Annotated in this window: 20 protein-coding genes; 11 read left to right on the forward strand and 9 right to left on the reverse strand. The window is 71.4% G+C overall.

The genetic code is table 11. The features are described from left to right. Positions 1-100 precede the first annotated feature (100 nt). The 3 genes from QZ500_RS01790 (at position 101) to QZ500_RS01800 (ending at position 3,086) form a co-directional block, all read left to right on the forward strand. Positions 101-595: a copper chaperone PCu(A)C gene (locus QZ500_RS01790; RefSeq protein WP_295850064.1), complete on the forward strand. Its 495-nt coding sequence runs from the start codon at positions 101-103 to the stop codon at positions 593-595. Between the two features lie 152 nt (positions 596-747). Then, a complete protein-coding gene (locus tag QZ500_RS01795) occupies positions 748-1,779 on the forward strand; it encodes a PhaM family polyhydroxyalkanoate granule multifunctional regulatory protein (protein WP_295850066.1) in 1,032 nt (343 codons plus the stop codon). 14 nt (positions 1,780-1,793) lie between these two features. After that, positions 1,794-3,086 (forward strand): FIST N-terminal domain-containing protein, encoded by a 1,293-nt coding sequence (locus tag QZ500_RS01800; protein ID WP_295850067.1) that lies wholly within the window; start codon positions 1,794-1,796, stop codon positions 3,084-3,086. Here the strand turns inward: QZ500_RS01800 and QZ500_RS01805 are convergent. Continuing rightward, positions 3,080-3,442 carry a YXWGXW repeat-containing protein gene (locus QZ500_RS01805; RefSeq protein WP_295850069.1) on the reverse strand — a complete coding sequence of 121 codons (363 nt, stop codon included), beginning with the start codon at positions 3,440-3,442 and terminating at the stop codon, positions 3,080-3,082. The two genes, QZ500_RS01800 and QZ500_RS01805, sit on opposite strands and share 7 nt — an antisense overlap. 70 nt (positions 3,443-3,512) lie before the next feature. Further along, positions 3,513-4,280: a helix-turn-helix transcriptional regulator gene (locus QZ500_RS01810; RefSeq protein ID WP_295850071.1), complete on the reverse strand. Its 768-nt coding sequence runs from the start codon at positions 4,278-4,280 to the stop codon at positions 3,513-3,515. A 117-nt stretch (positions 4,281-4,397) separates the two neighbouring features. Here QZ500_RS01810 and QZ500_RS01815 point away from each other — a divergent pair, with 117 nt between their 5' ends. From QZ500_RS01815 to QZ500_RS01825, 3 genes are all read left to right on the forward strand, one after another. Further along, positions 4,398-5,306 (forward strand): hypothetical protein, encoded by a 909-nt coding sequence (locus QZ500_RS01815; RefSeq protein ID WP_295850072.1) that lies wholly within the window; start codon positions 4,398-4,400, stop codon positions 5,304-5,306. Next, on the forward strand, positions 5,303-7,279 hold the full coding sequence (locus QZ500_RS01820; RefSeq protein ID WP_295850074.1) for an MFS transporter: 1,977 nt from the start codon (positions 5,303-5,305) through the stop codon (positions 7,277-7,279). The genes QZ500_RS01815 and QZ500_RS01820 overlap by 4 nt, the downstream gene beginning before the upstream one ends. Before the next feature lie 120 nt (positions 7,280-7,399). Next, complete coding sequence (locus QZ500_RS01825; protein ID WP_295850076.1) at positions 7,400-8,548, forward strand: serine hydrolase domain-containing protein; 1,149 nt, start codon at positions 7,400-7,402, stop codon at positions 8,546-8,548. A gap of 16 nt (positions 8,549-8,564) precedes the next feature. Here QZ500_RS01825 and QZ500_RS01830 read toward each other — a convergent pair whose 3' ends face one another. Both QZ500_RS01830 and poxB read right to left on the reverse strand, forming a co-directional pair. Then, positions 8,565-9,281, reverse strand: a complete 717-nt coding sequence (locus QZ500_RS01830) for a phosphatase PAP2 family protein (RefSeq protein WP_295850078.1) — start codon at positions 9,279-9,281, stop codon at positions 8,565-8,567. A gap of 80 nt (positions 9,282-9,361) precedes the next feature. Continuing rightward, the gene (gene poxB, locus QZ500_RS01835; protein ID WP_295850080.1) at positions 9,362-11,092 is read right to left on the reverse strand and encodes a ubiquinone-dependent pyruvate dehydrogenase; all 1,731 of its coding nucleotides are present in this window, start codon (positions 11,090-11,092) and stop codon (positions 9,362-9,364) included. A gap of 215 nt (positions 11,093-11,307) precedes the next feature. On the opposite strand from poxB, the gene QZ500_RS01840 reads away from it, so the two are divergent. The 5 genes from QZ500_RS01840 (at position 11,308) to QZ500_RS01860 (ending at position 15,320) form a co-directional block, all read left to right on the forward strand. Beyond that, positions 11,308-11,787, forward strand: a complete 480-nt coding sequence (locus QZ500_RS01840; RefSeq protein WP_295850082.1) for a YiaA/YiaB family inner membrane protein — start codon at positions 11,308-11,310, stop codon at positions 11,785-11,787. 23 nt (positions 11,788-11,810) lie between these two features. Then, positions 11,811-12,272 carry a hypothetical protein gene (locus QZ500_RS01845; protein ID WP_295850085.1) on the forward strand — a complete coding sequence of 154 codons (462 nt, stop codon included), beginning with the start codon at positions 11,811-11,813 and terminating at the stop codon, positions 12,270-12,272. Between the two features lie 47 nt (positions 12,273-12,319). Further along, positions 12,320-13,129 (forward strand): DUF2145 domain-containing protein, encoded by an 810-nt coding sequence (locus QZ500_RS01850; protein ID WP_295850175.1) that lies wholly within the window; start codon positions 12,320-12,322, stop codon positions 13,127-13,129. Between the two features lie 30 nt (positions 13,130-13,159). Further along, positions 13,160-14,299: a serine endopeptidase gene (locus QZ500_RS01855; protein WP_295850087.1), complete on the forward strand. Its 1,140-nt coding sequence runs from the start codon at positions 13,160-13,162 to the stop codon at positions 14,297-14,299. Between the two features lie 142 nt (positions 14,300-14,441). Then, positions 14,442-15,320 carry a glucose 1-dehydrogenase gene (locus QZ500_RS01860; RefSeq protein WP_295850088.1) on the forward strand — a complete coding sequence of 293 codons (879 nt, stop codon included), beginning with the start codon at positions 14,442-14,444 and terminating at the stop codon, positions 15,318-15,320. 57 nt (positions 15,321-15,377) lie between these two features. Here the strand turns inward: QZ500_RS01860 and QZ500_RS01865 are convergent, their stop codons facing one another. The 5 genes from QZ500_RS01865 to tgt all read right to left on the reverse strand — a co-directional run bounded on the left by QZ500_RS01865 (position 15,378) and on the right by tgt (position 19,338). Next, positions 15,378-16,016 (reverse strand): GNA1162 family protein, encoded by a 639-nt coding sequence (locus tag QZ500_RS01865; protein ID WP_295850091.1) that lies wholly within the window; start codon positions 16,014-16,016, stop codon positions 15,378-15,380. After that, a complete protein-coding gene (locus tag QZ500_RS01870; RefSeq protein ID WP_295850093.1) occupies positions 16,013-16,393 on the reverse strand; it encodes a DUF4810 domain-containing protein in 381 nt (126 codons plus the stop codon). The genes QZ500_RS01865 and QZ500_RS01870 overlap by 4 nt, the downstream gene beginning before the upstream one ends. Further along, positions 16,390-16,737 (reverse strand): hypothetical protein, encoded by a 348-nt coding sequence (locus tag QZ500_RS01875; RefSeq protein ID WP_295850095.1) that lies wholly within the window; start codon positions 16,735-16,737, stop codon positions 16,390-16,392. Before QZ500_RS01875 ends, QZ500_RS01870 begins: the two co-directional genes overlap by 4 nt. Next, on the reverse strand, positions 16,734-17,729 hold the full coding sequence (locus QZ500_RS01880) for a CsgG/HfaB family protein (protein ID WP_295850176.1): 996 nt from the start codon (positions 17,727-17,729) through the stop codon (positions 16,734-16,736). Before QZ500_RS01880 ends, QZ500_RS01875 begins: the two co-directional genes overlap by 4 nt. A 349-nt stretch (positions 17,730-18,078) precedes the next feature. Further along, the gene (gene tgt, locus QZ500_RS01885; protein ID WP_295850096.1) at positions 18,079-19,338 is read right to left on the reverse strand and encodes a tRNA guanosine(34) transglycosylase Tgt; all 1,260 of its coding nucleotides are present in this window, start codon (positions 19,336-19,338) and stop codon (positions 18,079-18,081) included. Between the last annotated feature and the right edge of the window lie 2 nt (positions 19,339-19,340).

Here is a 19,340-nt window from a genome sequence, read left to right on the forward strand (position 1 = left end):
CCGCCGTTCCGGCCTTCACCGTTTCGCCCTGTCGTTCCCCGCGTCGGCCCTGCCGCGCTCCCTTCCTTCGCATCCGCCGGCGCATTCGCCGCGTAGTCCCATGACCATGAAGCACCTGTTCTCCGCCACCCTGATCGCCCTGGCCGCGCTCGGCGCCACCGCCGCCGGCGCCCACGAATTCAAGCAGCGCGACATCCGCATCGTCCACCCGTACGCGGTGCCCAGCCTCGCCGGCGTACCCAACGGCATGGCTTTTGTCGACCTGCAGAACCAGGGTCGTGCCGGCGACCGGCTGGTGCGGCTCTCGTCACCCGCGGCGGCCGGCGTCGAGGTGCACGAGATGAAGACCGAGGCCGGCGTGATGAAGATGCGGCCGCTCGACGGCCTGGCGCTCGCGCCGGGCCGGACGGTGAAGATGGCCGACAGCGGCCTGCACCTGATGCTGGTCGGCCTGAAGGCGCCGCTCAAGACCGGCGACAAGGTGCCGGTGACGCTGGTGTTCGAGAAGTCCGGCGAAACCACCGTCGACTTCTGGGTGCAGGACCGGGCGACCGGCGACGCCGCGATGCACCGGCACCACGATCACAAGCACTGATCCGGCGCCCCTGCGGCGCGCTGCCCGATCAGGGTCCGCCCCGCGTCGTGCGGCGCGGGGCTTGGGGTAAGCTGGCTGCGGCCTTGCGCCGCCTGCCTTTTCCCTGATTCCACCCGTTCCACCGCCCCTTCAGCCACACATCGGAGCAGCCCATGAGCGAAAGCAACGCCTTCGGTTTCGGCCAGTTCGTCCCCGGATTCGATTTCCTGCAGAACCTGGTCCAGTCCGCGGCCCAGGGCGGCCGTGCGTCGTCCGGCGGCAGCACCGGCATGCCGGGACTGCCCGACTGGTCGAAGTGGGTCGCGCCCACGCTGCAGGTCGAGGAGATCGACAAGCGCATCGGCGAACTGAAGACGGTGCAGTTCTGGCTGGAGCAGAACGCCCGGGCGCTGTCGGCCACGATCCAGGCGCTGGAAGTGCAGAAGATGACGCTCGCCACGCTGCGCAGCATGAACGTGCAGGCGGCCGATCTTGCGGGCGCCTTCCGCTTCGGCGGCGCGGCATCGCCGGCACCGGCGCCTTCCGGCGCGGGGGCGCCCGGGCCCTACGACGACATGTTCACCGCGCGCCCGGCCGCTTCGCCTTCCGCCGGCGCGGCGCCTTCACCGGCGCCGAGCCCTGCGCCGGCGCCCGCCGACGCGCCGGCACCTGCTGCGGAAACCGCCTCCGCCGACGCCGACGCCGAGCCGGCCGCCGACCGCGACCACAGCGCCGCGACCGCATCGCCTGCCGCAGCCCTCGGCGGCGCCGACCCGCTGCAGTGGTGGAACGCGCTGACCGGCCAGTTCCAGCAGATCGCCGCGACGGCGCTGCAGGACGCCGCCCGCCATGCCCAGAGCGCCCCCGGCGCCCAGCTGGCCGACGCGGCCCGGCAGGCCTTCGACGCCGCCGGCCGCATGGCGGCGCAGGTCGCGGCCGCAGCAGTGCCCCATGCTCCTGAAAAAGGAGCGGCACGCGCAGGCGCAGCGGGCGCCAAGGCGGTCAAACCCTCTAAAAAGAAGGCCGCTCCGGCCCCCGGCAAGGTGGCAGGGGCGACCGGCTCCCCTGCACCCGCCGCCCCGAAGCGCACGGCGACGGCCGCTCCCGCACGGCGCCGGACGTCCGCACCGCCGCCGCCCGCCGCCAAGTCGCCCGCCCCGGCCCCCGCCGGCGCGGCACGCCGCCGCAGCGGCAGCACCCGCTGACGCGCCCGCGCCGCATGGCTGCCGACGCCCGTCTTCTCTTTCCCTGCGGCCACGCCACGCATCCGCAGTGGCGCATGGCGGTCGGCCTCGTGGTGGCGCAGCTGCGGGCGCAGATGGCGCTGCCCGACCATGCCGCCGCCCCGGCGCTGGGCCTGCTCTACATCACCGACCACTACGCCGACGCGGCCGAGGAACTGCTCGCCGCGCTGCGCACCGAGCTGCCGGGCGTGACCGACTGGGCCGGCACCGTCGGCATCGGCATCGCGGTGAACAACGCCGAATATTTCGACGAACCCGCCCTGTGCGTGATGCTCTGCGACCTGCCGTCCGACCAATACCGGGTGTTCTCGGGCGTGGCGCCGCTCGGCGGCTTCCCGGCCCACACCGCGCTGCTGCATGCCGACGCCCGCACGCCCGACATCGCCGAGCTGATCGCCGAGATGGCCGAGCGCACCGCCACCGGCTACCTGTTCGGCGGCCTGTCTGCGAGCCGGCACGACAACGTGCAGTTCGCGGTCGGCCGGCGCGGCGGATCGCCCCAGCCGGAGTCCGATGGCGTGTTCCGCGGCGGGCTGAGCGGCGTCGCCTTCGGCGGCGGCGTGCCGCTGGTCTCGCGGGTCACGCAGGGCTGCCGGCCGGTCGGGCCGGAGCATGCGGTCACCGCGTCGGAAGGCAACGTGATCACCGCGCTCGACGGCCTGCCGGCGCTGCCGCTGCTGCTGGCCGAATTGGGCGTGTCGCTCGACGAGCCGCAGCATGCGCTCACCACCGTGCGCCAAACGCTGGTCGGCCTGCAGGCGCCGTCCGATGGCGACGGCCGCGATGCGGTCGGCCGCACCGGCCATTTCAGCGCCGACACCCGGGTGCGGCACATCGTCGGCCTCGACCCGAAACGCGACGGGGTGGCGGTCGCCGAGCAGATCGCGCCCGGCACCCGCATGGCCTTCTGCCAGCGCAACCCGCAGGCTGCGCGCGCCGACCTGGTGCGCATCTGCGCCGAGATCCGCGAGGAGCTGGAGCCCGAAGAGCTGACGCTGCAGGCCGCCACGACGCAGAACAGCCTCGGCGAGCCGAATACGCCGGCCGCTCGGCGCATCGCTGGTGCGGTGTACGTGAGCTGCGCCGGCCGCGGCGGCCCGCATTTCGGCGCACCGAACGCCGAGATGCAGATCGTGCGCCATGCGCTCGGCGACGTGCCGCTGGTCGGCTTCTTCGCCGGCGGCGAGATCGCCCGGCACCACCTCTACGGCTACACCGGGGTGCTGACGGTGTTCGTCGCGCCGGCCGGCGACGACGGCGCTCAATAGCGGTTGGGGTTGTTCGGCCGGCGGTCGTGGCGGTTCGGCACGCCGTCGCCGTCACGGTCCCAGCCGCCGCGGCGCATCTCCCAGCGGCCGCCCCGGTCCACCCACTGGGCCTCGCGGTAGCGGTAGCCCGGACGTTCCCGCAGCCAGACGCCCTTCACCCAGACGTGACGGTTGTTGCGCCACTCCCAGTGGCCCGGCGACCAGACCATGCCGCGACGCGGCGGCGGCACCACCTCGACCCGCGGCGGCGGCGGCGCGGCCTGCACGTAGATCTGGGCCTGGGCCGGCACCGCCGTCAGGGCAGCCAGCGACAGGACGGTGGCAGAGGCGGCGAACAGTGCTTTCTGGGCGATCATGGCGATCTCCTTTTGGTGTGGACACGGCGCCATCGTCCCGCTGGCATGTCAACGCCCTGTCGCCCGGACACTAAGCTTTGTGTGCCGATGTGTCGCGTACCGGCCGGGTGCGGCGCATCGCGGTGAAGGCGGCGAACTCCCAGTTGCGCATCGCCAGCACCAGGGTGTAGGCCTCGCGCTCGGATTCGGCGAGCTTCTGGTCGGCCAGATGCTGCTGCGCGAAGTCCTGGGCCACCCGTCGCAGCCGCTCCAGGAACACCGGCGCCAGTGCGCGGCTGACCCGGCCGTGCACCAGCAGCATGCCTTCGCCCGCACCGTCGAAGCCGCCGCCGAAGTAGTCGAGCAGGGCGTTCTCGCGGAAGTACTCCATCACCGGCCCGTTCGGCCGCCAGCGGAAGGTCTTGGCCAGCTTCAGCCGGTAGCGGTTGCCCGGCCGCAGCTCGATGATGCCGAGCCGGTCGAGCTGCGCCAGCGCCCGCACGCCCTCGGCTTCGGTGATGCGGTAGGCGGTGGTCACCTGCTCCAGCGTCCACTGGCTGAGCACGCAGATCGCCATCAGCACGAGGATGCGGTCGGCCACCACCGCGCGTTCCTGCTCCAGCGTCAGGCCGTCGGTGAGCGGCTGGGCGTCGGCCACCCGGCGCGCCAGGTCCGCGAAATCCAGCCGCAGGACCTGGCAGATCGCGTCGATCCGCGACAGCGGCATGTCGCCGCGCGCCAGCATGCGCTTGACGCTCGACTCGGCCATGCCGAGCGCGCGCGCCAGGTCGGCATAGGTCATGCGGGCAGATTTCAGTTCCTGCTTGAGGGCGACGACGAGATCGGCGGTGGTGCTCATGGGTATCGATTGTCGATACCGCGGGCCTGCCCGTGCGCTGCCGGGACGATTTTTCGCCACCTTCGGACCGGCTGGCCCGGAGACTGCGGGCCTGTCTCACTGCTGCCGTCTGCCGCCATGCACCCTGTCCACCCGACCCCCCTCCGTCCGCCGCGCGCCCACCGGGCCGAGGTGGCCCTGCTGATCGCCGGCATCGCGCTGCTGCTGTTCGCCGTCGGCGGGCCGGTGCTGCACGACAGCATGCACCAGCACCATTTCGCCGACAGCCGGACGGTCGGGGGCATCCCCTGCGCGTTCGACGTGCTGAGCAACCTGCCGTTCGCCGTTGCAGGGTTCTGGGGCCTGGGCCGGCTGCGGCAACTGCGGGGCCGTGCGGCGCACGATGCGCTCGACCGTGGTCTGGCGGCATTGTTCTGTGCCGGTTTGGTCGCGACGGCCGCCGGCTCGGCGTACTACCACCTGCGGCCCGACGCCGCCGGCCTGTTCTGGGACCGGCTCGGCATGGTGCTGCCCTTCGCCGGTCTGCTCGGGCTGGCCGCGGCCGGCCGGGTCGGCGACCGTGCGGGCCGGTGGACAGCCGCCACCGTGCTTGTCGGCGGCCTGCTGGCGGTGCTGTGGTGGCGCCAGACCGGCGACGTGCGCGGCTGGGCGGCGGTGCAGCTCGGCGGCATGGCGGTGGTCGCGGGCCTCGCGCTGCTGCCGCGGCGCGCCGGACGCCTGGGTATCCACCTGGGCGCAGTGATCGCCTGCTACGCCGTGGCCAAGGGCTTCGAACTCGCCGACCATGCGGTGTGGCTGGCCAGCCTCGGGGCGGTCTCGGGCCACACCCTCAAGCACCTGGCCGCGGCCGCTGCGGCGGTGCCGGTGGTGCTGGCGCTCGGACGCCACACGGCCGATGGCCCCCCGACCGCGGCCGGGCAGAATGGCGCCGGTCGCGGGCCGGGCATCGTGTCCGCACGCAGCTTGCGGCCGGTGCGGAGCGCCGCCGGCACCACCCGCCCCGCCCCCCGGAGGACCCGCGCATGACACCCGATCCCACCCCCACCACCCGTCCCGCCGCGCAGGCCGCCGACGCACCGGCCGCCGACGGCGCGCACGCCGGCCAGTTCGCGCTGCTCGGCCAGCGCCGCTTCGCGCCCTTCTTCTGGACCCAGTTCGCCGGCGCGGCCAACGACAACCTGTTCAAGTTCGCCTTCACCGTGATGGTGACCTACCAGCTCAGCGTGTCCTGGATGCCACCGGCGATGGCCGGGCTCGTGATCGGCGCGCTGTTCATCCTGCCGTTCCTGCTGTTCTCGGCGACCGCCGGCCAGCTGGCCGACAAGTACGACAAGACCCGCCTGATCCGCTTCGTGAAGACGCTGGAGATCGCGATCATGGCCATCGCCGCCGTCGGCTTCGTCGTCGGCAGCGCGGCGGTGCTGCTGGCCTGCACCTTCCTGATGGGGCTGCATTCCACCCTCTTCGGACCGGTCAAGTTCGCCTACCTGCCGCAGGTGCTGCGGCCGCAGGAACTCACCGGCGGCAACGGCATGGTCGAGATGGGCACCTTCGTCGCGATTCTGCTCGGCAACGTGGCCGGCGGCCTGCTGGTGGCGATTCCCGAGGTCGGGCACGGCTGGGTGGCCGCGGCCTGCGTGGCGCTGGCGCTCGCCGGCCGCGCGGTCGCGCAGCGCATCCCGGATGCGCCGGCGACCGACCCCGGCCTGCGCATCAACTGGAACCCGTTCACCGAGACCTGGCGCAGCCTGAAGCTCGCGCACGGCAACACGGTGGTGTTCCGCTCGCTGCTCGGCATCAGCTGGATGTGGTTCTTCGGCGCGGTGTTCCTGAGCCAGTTCCCCAGCTTCGCGAAGGACGTGCTGCACGGCGACGAACGGGTCGCCTCGCTGCTGCTGGTGGTGTTCTCGGTCGGCATCGGCACCGGCGCGCTGCTGTGCGAGGTGCTGAGCCGCCGGCAGGTGGAGATCGGGCTGGTGCCGCTCGGCGCGATCGGCATGAGCGTGTTCGCGATCGACCTGTACTTCGCCTCGCGCGGGCTGCCGGCGGTGCCGACGATGGGGCTGGGCGCCTTCCTGGCGCAGCCGGCGCACTGGCGGGTGATGGCCGACCTGGCGCTGCTGTCGCTCTTCGCCGGGCTCTACAGCGTGCCGATGTACGCGCTGATCCAGCTGCGCAGCCGGCCGACGCACCGGGCGCGGATCATCGCGGCCAACAACATCCTCAACGCGCTGTTCATGATCGGCAGCTCGGTCATCGCCGGCGCGTTGCTGGCGGCGGGTGCCAGCGTGCCGCAGATCTTCCTGCTCACCGGCATCGCCAACGCGCTGGTGGCCGGCTACATCTTCCTGCTGGTGCCGGAATACCTGCTGCGCTTCCTGGCCTGGACGGTGTCGAACCTCGTCTACCGCTTCCGCATCACCGGTGCCGAGCAGATCCCGGCCGACGGCCCGGCGCTGCTGGTGTGCAACCACGTGAGCTTCATGGACCCGGTGCTGCTGATGGGCGCCAGCCCGCGGCCGATCCATTTCGTGATGGACCACCGGATCTTCGCCACGCCGGGCCTGGGCGCGGTGTTCCGGCTGGCCAAGGCGATCCCGGTGGCGCCGCAGAAGGAAGATCCGGCGATCTACGAGGCCGCCTTCGCCCGCGCCGCACAGGTGCTGCGCGACGGCGACCTGCTGGCGATCTTCCCGGAAGGGGCGATCACCACCGACGGCGAACTGCAGGCGTTCAAGGGCGGCGTCGCGAAGATCCTGGCGCAGGCCGAGGCCGACGGCCTGCAGGTGCCGGTGGTGCCGATGGCGCTGACCAACCTGTGGGGCTCGTTCTTCAGCCGGATCGAATTGCGTGGCGGCAAGCGGCGCGCGATGGTCAAGCCCTTCCGGCGCGGCTGGTTCAACCCGGTGGGGCTGCACGTCGGCGCGCCGGTGCCGGCGGCCGAGGCGCAGCCGGAGGCGCTGCGGGCGCGGGTGGCCGAGCTGCGGCGGCAGGGCTGATCGGCAGCCGCGGGACGGCAGGCGCGCTGTCGCGCGGCCTACAGGCGCTTGCAGTCGGCGGGGCGACACTGCGGCCTTTCGCGCCCCGCCGCGATCCCCGCGACCCCGGAGTCCCGCCGCATGACCGACACCCTCACCGTCCCGTCCTTCGACGCCCTGCGCGCCGCCCTGCAGGCCCGCATCGACGCCGGCCTGCTGCCCGGCGCGGTCGCCCTGGTGCAGCACCGCGGCCGCACCGCGTTCTTCGAGGCGCTCGGCCGCCTCGGGCCGGCCGCCGATGCGCCGCCGATGGCGCGCGACAGCCTGTTCCGCATCTATTCGATGACCAAGCCGATCGTCTCGCTCGCCACGCTGATGCTGGTGGAGGAGGGCCGGCTGCTGCTGTCGGACCCGGTCGCGCGCTGGCTGCCCGCCTTCGCCGGGCAGACCGTGCTGCAGGCCGACGGCAGCCGGGTGCCGGTGCAGCGCGACGCCACGGTGCACGACCTGCTGCGCCACACCGCCGGCCTCAGCTACGCCTGGGAGCCCGGCCCGGTGCAGGACGCCTACCTGGCCGCCCGCATCGGCTCGCGCCGCATGACCAACGCGCAGCTGGCCGCGGCGCTCGGGCCGCTGCCGCTGGCGCACCAGCCGGGCAGCGCCTTCGACTACAGCCGCGCCACCGACGTGCTGGGCGCGCTGCTGGAGGCGGTGGAGGGCGCGTCGCTCGGCGAACTGCTGCAGCGCCGGGTGCTGGGGCCGCTCGGCATGCACGACACCGGCTTTCGGGTGCCGCCGGCCGATGTGCCGCGGGTGGCCGAGCCGCAGATGCCGGCCGCCGGCGATGCGGTGGTGGTCGCGACCACGCTGCTCGACGTGCGCGAGCCGGTGGTGTTCGAATCCGGCGGCGGTGGCCTGATCTCCACCGCCGGCGACTACGCCCGCTTCCTGGCGCTGCTGGCGGGCGGCGGCACCGCGCACGGTGTGCGGCTGCTCGGCCGCAAGACGGTCGAATGGATGATGGCCGACCACCTTGGCCCGCAGCTGCCGGTGCACGGCACGCTGCTGGCGCCGGGCCACGGCTTCGGCCTCGGCTTCGCGGTACGGCGCGAACGGGGGCTGGCGCCACGCGCCGGCTCGCCCGGCACCTGTTCCTGGAGCGGCGTGGCCGGCACGGTGTTCTTCGTCGATCCGACGGAAGACCTGTTCGCGCTGGTGCTGACGCAGGCGCCGGGCCAGCTCGACCCGCTCTGCGACCTGCTGCCCAACACGGTGTTCGGCGCGCTGTAAGCGGCCGGCCGGGGTGTCAGCCCGGCGCAGCGGGCTGCGCCGCCCGCAGCGCCGGGCGGCGCGCCGCGCGCACCAGCGGCCAGCCCGCCAGCCGGTGGTGCAGCGCCACGCCCGCCGCGCCGAGCAGGCCGCCCGCGACCACGTCCCACACCACATGCTGGTGGGTCGCGAGAGTCGAATGCACGATCGCCAGGCACCAGACGACGTTCGTGCCGCGCAGCCAGCCCGGCGCGCCGATCGCGCGCAGTTGGCGCGCCACCACGCAGGCGGTGAACACCGCGAAGGCCACATGCAGCGACGGGCAGGCGTTGCCCGACACGTCCACCGATTTCAGGAACTGCATCTGCGGATGCCGCGACCAGTCCACCGGCGCCGGCGGCACCTCGGTCGGGAAGATCATGAAGAGCGCGAAGCCGGCCAGGCTGATCGCGAGCGAGGCGCCGCCGACCGCCAGCAGTTCGCGCCGATCGCGTGCCAGGGCCGGCGCCGCGACTACGTATACCCACAGCGACACATAGGCGGCGAAGGCCGCCGGCCAGAACGAAAACCAGCCGTCGACCGGCGTGAGCGGCATCACCGTCACCCGGCCGACCGGATGGCGCATCACCCAGAAATAGCCGCAGAAGAACAGGGCGATGCCCAGCGTGTCGGCCGTGGCTTTCCAGCGCCAAAGCGTGCGCAGGCGCAGGCCGAGCTGGCGCCGCCAGTCGTCGGTCGGGGCGGAAGGTTGCACGTCGGAAGGCTCCCGGGCCGCGCCGGCACATGCCGGCGGGGCATTGGAGCACGGCGCCGTGTCGCAGCACCCGCGCCGGATCAGCGCAGGTTGGTCTTCGCCAGGTCGATCAGCTCGCCGCCGCGGCCGTCGATCACCGCCTTCAGCATGTAGAGGCTGAAGCCCTTGGCCTGCTCGGCCGTCACCTTGGGCGGCAGCGAGAGTTCCTGGCGCGCCACCCGCACGTCCACCACCACCGGTCCGTCGTGCGCCAGCGCGGCGCGCAGGCCGGCGTCGAGCTGGCCGGGTGCGTCGATGCGGATGCCGCGGATGCCCGCGCTCTCGGCCAGCGCCGCGAAATCCGGGTTCTGCAGCGCCACGCCGGTCTCCAGCAGGCCGGCGGCCTTCATCTCCATCTCGACGAAGCCGAGCGAGCCGTTGTTGAACACCACGACCTTCACCGGCAGCCGCTGCTGCGCGAGCGTGAGCAGGTCGCCCATCAGCATCGCGAAGCCGCCGTCGCCGGCGAGCGCGATCACCTGCCGGCCGGGAAAGGCGGACTGCGCACCGATGGCCTGCGGCATCGCGCCGGCCATCGAGCCGTGCACCCAGGAGCCGAGCAGCCGGCGCCGGCCGTTCATCTGCAGATAGCGGGCGGTCCAGATCGTCGGCGTGCCGACATCGACGGTGAACACCGCATCGTCGGCGGCGAGCCGGCTCAGTTCGTAGACCACCTGCTGCGGATGGACCATGCCGTCGTCGGCCGGGCGGGCGAGCTTGTCCAGGTCCTCGCGGCTGCGGCGGTAGTGCGAAAGGCAGGCGTCGAGGTGGTCGCGATCGTCCTGCTGCGCGAGCCGCGGCAGCAGCGCGTCGAGCGTGGTGCGCACGTCGCCGACCAGGCCGAGTTCGAGCTTCGTGCGCCGGCCGAGCTGCTCGGGCCGCAGGTCGAGCTGCACCACCTTGGCCTTCTCGGGGTAGAACTGCCGGTAGGGGAAGTCGGTGCCGAGCATCAGCAGCAGGTCGCAGTCCTTCATCGCGTGGTAGCCCGACGAGAAGCCGATCAGCCCGGTCATGCCGACGTCGTACGGGTTGTCGAACTCCACGCTCTCCTTGCCGCCGAGCGCATGCACGATCGGCGCCTGCAGCCGTCCGGCCAGCGCGACCAGCTGCGCATGCGCGCCCAGGCAGCCGCGGCCGGCCAGGATGGTGATGCGCTTCGCGTCCGACGCGAGCGCGGCCAGCGCGTCGAGTTCCTCGTCGTGCGGCCGCACCAGCGGCGGGATCGGCAGCAGCGCCCGGCGCGGCGACGGTGCGGCACCGGCGGGTGCCTCGCGCAGCGCCACATCGCCCGGGATGACGACCACCGCCACGCCGCGCAGGCCGACCGCGGCGCGGATCGCGTTCTCCAGCACGCCGGGCATCTGCGCCGGATCGGACACGGTTTCGCAGTACACGCTGCATTCGCGGAACAGCGCCTCCGGACGGGTCTCCTGGAAGTAGCCGGAGCCGATCTCGGCGCTCGGGATGTGCGCGGCGATGGCGAGCACCGGGGTGCGGCTGCGGTGGGCGTCGTACAGCCCGTTGATCAGGTGCAGGTTGCCCGGCCCGCAGGAGCCGGCACAGACCGCCAGCCGGCCGGTGAGCTGCGATTCGGCACCGGCCGCGAAGGCGGCGGCTTCCTCGTGGCGCACATGCACCCAGTCGATGTCGCCGCGGGCGCGCATCGCCTCGGTGATGCCGTTCAGGCTGTCGCCCACCACGCCGTAGACCCGCGGCACGCCGGCCTCGCAGAGGGTGTCGACGAACAGTTCGGCAATCGAGGGCTGGGCCATGCAGTGCTCCGGAATCAGGAAATGAGGGGGAAAGAGGGACTGCGGACGATTGTGGAAAGCCGGCGCGCAGGGCCGGTAAACGATCGTGCAGCGGTCGTCGGGTATCGCGGGACGATACCGATGGGCGCGATGGCCCGGACCGGTGCAGGAAAGCGATGCCCGGACGCCCGGGCGGCGGCAGGATCGCACCCTCTTTTCCACCCCAGGAGTTGTCCATGCACCCCGCCGCCGTTCCCGCCCCCCGCCGCACCGCCGTCCGCCGCGACACCCGCGCCTGGCAGCTGCAGGTCTGGGCCTCGTTCGCCATCGCCGCCGCGCTGTGCGCGATCGGGCTGGCCTGGCTGCCGGGGCAGGGCATCGAGCGGGCCTTCATGGTGATGGGCTACGTGTTCTGCCTGTCGGCGGTGTTCGTGCTCGCCAAGTTCGTGCGCGACCGGGAGACAGCCGGCCGCATGCCGGGCGAGAGCGCCGACACGCCGATGTGGTCGGTGGTGGTCTGGGGCGGCTTCGCCGTCGCGATGGGCCTGACCGCCTGGGGCCTGCTGCGCATGGCGATCGACCCGACCTACAAGGCCTTCCTCGGCATCGGCTGGCTGTACCTGATCAGCGCTGCCTTCACCCTCGCCAAGATGCTGCGCGACCGCCACGAGGCGGATCTAGCCGACGCCCGCACCGCCGGCCCGGCGGCCGAATGAACCATCCACCGGAGGACCGCACCATGATCCGTCGCATTGCTACTTTTTTCATAGCTGCTGCCGCCCTGCTGGCGGGCGCTGCAGCCCCTTCCCATGCCCAAAGCGGTGCAGTGTCCGCATCGTCCGCGCTGTCGGTCCTGCCGGTGGCGTCGGTCGCCGGCGCCGCGGCCGGAGCGGCGGCGGTCGCGCTGCCGGTGGCGCTGTCGGTGGGCGGCGCGGTGCTGACCGTCAAGGCCGTCGAATCCACCGCCCGGGGCAGCGTGCTGCTGCTGGAGCGCGCCTCCGACGGCGCGCGGGCCAGTGTCGCGGTCGCCGGCCGTACGGCGGCGTCGGTGGCGGTGGGCGTCGGCACCGGCGTGCTGGTGAGCGTGGTCGCCGCCGGCACGCTGCTGTCGGCCGCGGGCGAGGTGATCGCCTTCATTCCGAACGAGATCGGCCGGGCGCTGCTGCACCACCACCGGCTGTCGGCCGGGGCGACGCGGTGAGCCGCCGCGTGCGGAGCCGGCTGCTGGCGACGGCCCTGGGGTTGGCGATGGCCGGTACCGCCCACGCGGGCCGCGACTGCGCCGCGGCCCGGCCGACGGTCGAGGCGGTGACCCAAGGCTTGGCGCTCGCGCAGCGCACCGCCGCCGCGCTCGACGCCAGCGGCGCCCGGGTGGTGGTGCTGGCGCGCGCCGGGCAGGATCTGCAGAAGTACGGTCTGCGCTGGTCGCACCTCGGCTACGCCTACCGCACGCCCGAAGGGCCGTGGCGGGTGGTGCACAAGCTCAATCGCTGCGGCACCGCGGTCGCCGAGGTCTGGCGCCACGGGCTGGGCGACTTCTTCCTCGACGGCCTGTGGCGCCACGAGGCGGCCTGGAGCGTGCCGGCCCCTGCGGTGCAGGACCGGCTGATGGCGCTGCTGGCCGACCCGCACCGCACGCTGCGGCTCGACACGCCGGCCTACAGCCTGGTCAGCCATCCGTGGGCCCAGCGCTATCAGCAGTCCAACCAGTGGGCGCTGGAGACGCTGGCCGCCGCGATGGAGCCCGACCGGGTGCACGACCGGTCGCAGGCACAGGCCTGGCTGCGGCTGCAGGGCTACCGGCCGACGGTGCTGCGGCTCGGGCCGCTCACACGGCTGGGCGGCCGCATCGGCAGCGCGCACATCGCCTTCGACGACCATCCGCCGGCCGACCGGTTCGCCGACCGCATCGCGACCGTCACGGTCGATTCGGTGTTCGACTGGCTGCAGGCGAGCGGGTGGGGCGCAGCGCCGGTGGTGCTGCCCGTGGCGCCCGACGACCCGATACGAAGCAAAACCGGCTCCAGCGCATACTGCGCCTGCGCAACCAGCTATTGAAAACGTAGCAAACGAAACAAGGAGACCTGCATGGGCAAATCCCTGCGACTGTCGGAAAAGTGGTTCAACCGCGGCCTGTGGCTGCTCGCGCTGGTCTTCGCCAGCTTCCTGATCGGCCTGGGCGGCACGCTGGTCGGCGACCTGCCGCGGGTCGAGCGGGTGCTGACCGTCGACGACTTCATGGACCCGACCGCCGCCGCGGCGGCCCGCGCCACCGAGCGCGCGGCCCAGGACCGCCGCCAGCAGGCGCAGGACGCGCTGGAGCAGGCCCAGCTGCGCCAGCAGGCCGCGGCGCGGGCCTCGCAGGCGGCCCGCGAGACGTTCGCCAACTGGCTCGCCACCCGGCAGGCGACGCAGCGGCCCGAGCAGGACCCGGAACTGATCGCCCGCACCCGCGCGCTCGACGAACTGAAGGCCGCCGAGCGCGTCGCCCAGCAGCGCACCGAGGCGCAGCAGCAGGCGCTGCTCGAAGCCCGGCAGGCCGCCGAAGGCGCGGCCCGCACGCTCGCGCAGCTGGAGGACGGCGCCCAGAGCGCCCTGCAGCGCGCCCAGCGCAGCGCCGAACTGCGGGTGTTCGGCTACCGGCTCGCGCTCACGCTGCCGCTGCTGGCCGTCGCCGGCTGGCTGTTCGCGAAGAAGCGCAAGAGCCCGTGGTGGCCCTTCGTCTGGGGTTTCATCTTCTTCGCGCTGTTCGCCTTCTTCGTCGAGCTGGTGCCCTACCTGCCGAGCTACGGCGGCTATGTGCGCTATCTGGTCGGCATCGGCCTGACGGTGGTCGGCGGCCGCTATGCGGTGCAGGCACTGCAGCGCTACCGCGCCCGCCAGGCGCTCGCCGAGGCGCAGCCCGACACGGTGCGCCGGGAGGAACTCAGCTACGACACCGCGCTCGCCCGCCTCGCCAAGGGCGTCTGCCCCGGCTGCGAACGGCCGGTGGATCTGAAGCACCCGGGGATCGACTTCTGCCCGCACTGCGGCATCGGCCTGTTCGACCACTGCGGCCGCTGCGACGCCCGCAAGAGCGCGTTCGCGAAGTTCTGCCATGCGTGCGGGACAGCGGCGGGCGTGCGGCTGCCGCGCGAGCCGGCCGTCGCCGCGGCGGCTGCGGGTGGCGCTGGTGCTGGGGACGTGGCTAGGAACGTGCCTCCGGCCCCGACCCCGGCCGGCGGCTGAGACGGCAGTCCGGGGCCGGCCTGCCGACAGCAAGGCGACGGGGCTTCCTACAGCGCCCCGCGGAAGGAATTCCGAAGACTGGTCGGTCCGCGCGGCATCGCTGCCGCCCCTGCACCGCACGCTTCTTCTTCAGGAGTTCTCCATGCCCCTCGACCCCCGCACCGCCGGCCCCCGCCCGCCCTTCGACGACCAGCAGGCCCAGCAGCCGCCCGGCTCCGACGCCCGCATGTCGCCGCCCGCCGACCACGGCGAAACCTCGTATGTCGGCGCCGGCCGGCTGCAGGGCCGGCGGGCGGTCATCACCGGCGGCGACAGCGGCATCGGCCGGGCAGTGGCGATCGCCTTCGCCCGCGAGGGCGCCGACGTGCTGATCGCCCACCTGCCCGAGGAAGACGACGACGCCCGCGCGACGCTGGCGCTGGTCACCGCCGAGGGACGGCGCGGCATCTCGGTGCCCGGCGACATCCGCGACCAGGCGCACTGCCGCGCGATCGTTGCGCAGGCGGTCGAGCAGCTCGGCGGCATCGACATCCTGGTCAACAACGCGGCCTACCAGATGGCGCACGACGCGCTGGAAGACATCAGCGCCGAGGAATTCGACCGCACCTTCCGCACCAACGTCTACGCGACCTTCTTCCTGACGCAGGCCGCCGTGCCGCACATGCCGCCGGGCAGCGCAGTCATCAACACGGTGTCGGTCAACGCGGACAAGCCCAACCAGTCGCTGGTCGCCTATGCCGCGACCAAGGGCGCGCTGCAGAACCTGACCGGCGGCCTGGCGCAATTGCTGGCCGACAAGGGCATCCGTGTCAACTGCGTGGCGCCCGGCCCGATCTGGACGCCGCTGATCCCCTCGACCATGCCGATCGACAAGGCCCGCTCCTTCGGCGAGCAGGTGCCGCTGAAGCGCCCCGGCCAGCCGGCCGAGGTGGCGCCGGCCTATGTGATGCTGGCCTCGGACCAGGCGAGCTACATCAGCGGCGCGACGATCGCGGTGACGGGCGGGGTGCCGATCCTTTGAGCGCAGTGGTCTGCGCCTCGATGGCGGCACACGACCGCCGCGACGATGCCGGAACGGTCAGGGACGCACTGAGACGGCGTACGGACCTACTGGGATTGCGTCCGGGCCGAACTGGATCGCCTGGTAGTTGGCCTGCCGGGTCAGCGGCATGTAGTTCGGCGCCGCCCGTGCGACGGCGGCATTGATCGCGGCGCCGATCAGCATCGCCATCGGCGAGCCGCTGGTCTGCTGCTGGGGCGAATACCTCATGACCTGCTTGTCTTTCCAAATCTCGGTGCCGTCCTTGGCGACCATGCGGTAGTCGAAATCCACGGTTACGGTCGTCGACAGGATGGCGTACTGCGCATCCCATCGGTTGATCGTGACGAACAGGATTGCATCCGCGCCGAACAGCCTGGCCAGCGATTCCGGAGGCTGGGCGGCGATCTGCTCGCCTTCATAGAAGCCTTCCTGTTCCAGCACCATCTTGGTGGTGTTGACCGGGAAGACGTAGTACCCGCGTTCCGACAGCGGCACCGGCAGGGTCGAGAGCACGTAGTTGGGCGCGTCGACGTCCAGACTCTTGTTGACGGTCGGCACGACCAGGATCGAACGCGGCTTGGCGACGTTGAAGGCCGTGTAGTCTTTCCGGGGACCCTGCGTCGCGCAGCCCGACAGCACCAGCGCCATGGTGGCGGCCAAAAGAATCTTTTTCATGGTGCAGGAGCGGGTGCAGTGGCGGTCGACGACGACGAGCGCGACAGGTTGTTGATCATGGCGGTCATGAGTGCGCGGCTTTCGGGCCAGGCATCGCGTTCTTTTTCGTAATACGTCAGCGACTTCGCCTTGTTGTTGCTCTGGAGGTAGAGCGTGCCGATCTCCGCGTACACGCCGGGCGGCGCCTTCTGCTTGTTCTGCTCGAGCTGGGCGACGTGTGCCTCGAGCTTGGTCCGCATCTCTGCGGCCTGTGCCGGGTCCTTGTACTGGCGGTACAGCATGTCGTCGTAGCCGCCCCAGCTGTACAGGCTTTTTTGTGCGCAGCCGCTCAGCAGCATCACGGCTGCGGCGGTCCATATCAGGGTCGAAGTTTTCATGGTGTGTTGTCTGCGCTGACTGCGATCTGGCGCCGGGCGCCGTCGCCCAGGTACACGCGTTGTTCGAAAACCGTGCGGCGGGCGATCTGCACTTGGACGAGGTGGTTGCCGGGCAGCAGCTTCAGCATGCCGGCACCGTTGCTGTAGCTGCTGAGCGCACCGACGGCCAAGCCATCGACGACCAGCTGCCCTTGCGCATTCAGCTGCGGATCGCTCACGTCGAAGCCGACGCTGGGCCGCAGATCGACGGCGCCCTGGCGCTCCGTGGGCATCTGCACGCAGCCTGCCACACCGCCGGCCGTCACGAGGACGGCGAGCAAAAGGGAGAGGGATATCCGTGTCATCGCGCGCCGCCTCCGTCGAACCGGACGACCAGTTGGTCGAGCGCCATGCCCTGCAGGTTGCCGGAGGTCAGGGTGGCCACCGATCCCTGGTTCATGTCGCTGTCGCCGAAGGTCGAATCGACACGCAGCGTTCCGACGCGGGTGCCCGGCAGGGCGATGTTGAAGCCGGTCTGCGCCGACTTCACGACCTTGCCCGGCATCTCCACCGAGAAAGTCATGCCGGGCACGATGCCCTGTGCCTTGCCGCCCGACAGATAGAACCGGCCCTGGTCTGCCGACAGGATGACGGTCTGCCAGGGGCGCGAGGCCAGCTCGGAGGTCATCCGGTGGACGGCGTCCGCGACGGCCTGTCGGATGGCGGCGTCGTTCAGCGTTCCGTCGTAGGCCGCCTGGGACCCGAAACCGAAGGTCGAGGCGGTCTCGGTGGAGGCTTCGCCGGCACCCGACGTGGCGAAATACACCAGACCCGAATTCAGATCGACCAGCCGGAGATCGATTTTGGCGAATGCGACCTGCCGCTTGCTGGCCGAGGCGAAACCGGTCTGCCCCACCGTCTTGCGCCCGAACTCGTTCAGTGAGCCGATCACCAGCGTGTCTACGCCGACGAGATTCAACTTGGTAGCGGTCAGCGTACTTTCGGCCTGCAGCCGACTCACATCCGGGCGCTCGAAAACGAGAAACGCGCCCGACTGGGTGAGTTCCTTGCTGAGCAGATCGGTAGTCTGCTTGCCCAGCGGATCGCCCGCCTGGTCGCGCAGAAGCGATTGTCCGTAGGTGGTTTCGTTGGTAATCCGCCCCAGAGCGATTTTCCGCTTCAGCTGCGGCGCTGCCACGGGCGCCTGCGCTACGGCCCGCTGGGCCGCCGCCTGGCTCGCAGCGCTGGCGGGCGCCTCCTTGAGCGGTACCGGGGGCGCCTGCACGGCGCAGCCTGACAGAAGGGCGATAACGCCCGCATAAATGCTGCCTGATTTCCAGGCCGCCAAATTCTCCATATTCACAAAAACTCCTCATGCCTCCATCGGGCGCGGGAATTCTAGGTTTGAGGAATTTGAATCACGGCCGATTTTTTTTATTTGCTTCGGTCGTTGGGCAAATAAGCGACACAAACGTTGTAAATCTGCAATCAGCGTGGTGGAGGTGCGAGCGCTCGAGTTGTTAATTGAATTGGCTACGGTGTGTTGTTCGATATCGACACATTCCGAAAAATCGCGCAGCGCGCATGGCAAGTATTTCCATTAATCGTCGGATTGTGCGTAGAGGCCTGCGTGGGTTGCGGTCACTTCGGTAAACAACGCAACGGGCAGGCGCGCCCCTGCCCAGTCAGGGCTGCGACGCCGACCCCTACACCCCCCGCGCCCGGTCCGCCTTGAACCGCGCCCGGAAATCCGCGAACGTCCCCGCGTCCAGTGCGTCGCGCACCTCCTGCATCAGGTTCAGGTAGTAGTGCAGGTTGTGGATGGTGGTGAGCATCGGGCCCAGCATCTCGCCGCAGCGGTCGAGGTGGTGCAGGTAGGCGCGGCTGAAGCCGCCGCGGCCGCCGTCGGCCCAGGCCACGCCGTCCTTGCCGGCGCAGGCGTGGCAGGTGCAGGTGGGGTCGAGCGGCTGGTGGTCGGTCTTGTGGCGGGCGTTGCGGATCTTCAGGTCGCCGTAGCGGGTGAAGATCGTGCCGTTGCGGGCGTTGCGGGTCGGCATCACGCAGTCGAACATGTCCACGCCGTCGGCCACGCCCTGTACCAGGTCCTCGGGCGTGCCGACGCCCATCAGGTAGCGCGGCTTGTGCGCCGGCAGCCGGTGCGGCGTGTGCGCCATGATCTCCAGCATCTCGGGCTTGGGCTCGCCGACCGACACGCCGCCGACCGCGTAGCCGGGGAAGTCCATCTCGACCAGCGCCTCGAGCGATTCCTGCCGCAGGTGCGGGAACATGCCGCCCTGCACGATGCCGAACAGCGCATTCGGATTGCCCAGCCGCTCGAACTCGTTCTTGGAGCGCACGGCCCAGCGGCGGCTCATCTCCATCGACTTCCGCGCTTCCGCTTCGGTGGTCTTGTGGCCGTTGGTCTCGTACGGCGTGCACTCGTCCAGCTGCATGACGATGTCGGAATTCAGGATCGTCTGGATCTGCATGCTGACCTCGGGCGACATGAACAGCTTGTCGCCGTTGACCGGACTCGCGAAGGTCACGCCTGCTTCGGTGATCTTGCGCATCGCGCCCAGGCTCCAGACCTGGAAGCCACCGGAGTCGGTGAGGATCGGCTTGTCCCATTGCTCGAACTTGTGCAGGCCGCCGAAGCTCTGCATCACGTCGAGGCCCGGGCGCATCCACAGGTGGAAGGTGTTGCCCAGGATGATCTGCGCGCCCATGTCGTGCAGGCTCTGCGGCATCACGCCCTTGACGGTGCCGTAGGTGCCGACGGGCATGAAGATCGGCGTCTGCACCGTGCCGTGGTTGAGGGTGAGCGTGCCGCGGCGGGCGTGGCTGGTGGGGTCGGTCGTACGCAGCGCGAAATGCAGGCGGGGCAGGGCGCCGGGGGCGGGCGCCTCCGCAGCGGGTGCGGCGGACGGGGTGGCGGAGGGCAGGGCAGTCTGGGGCAGGTCGGACATCG

The organism is uncultured Xylophilus sp. (assembly GCA_913776965.1).
In the GTDB taxonomy this organism is placed as follows: Bacteria; Pseudomonadota; Gammaproteobacteria; order Burkholderiales; family Burkholderiaceae_C; genus Xylophilus.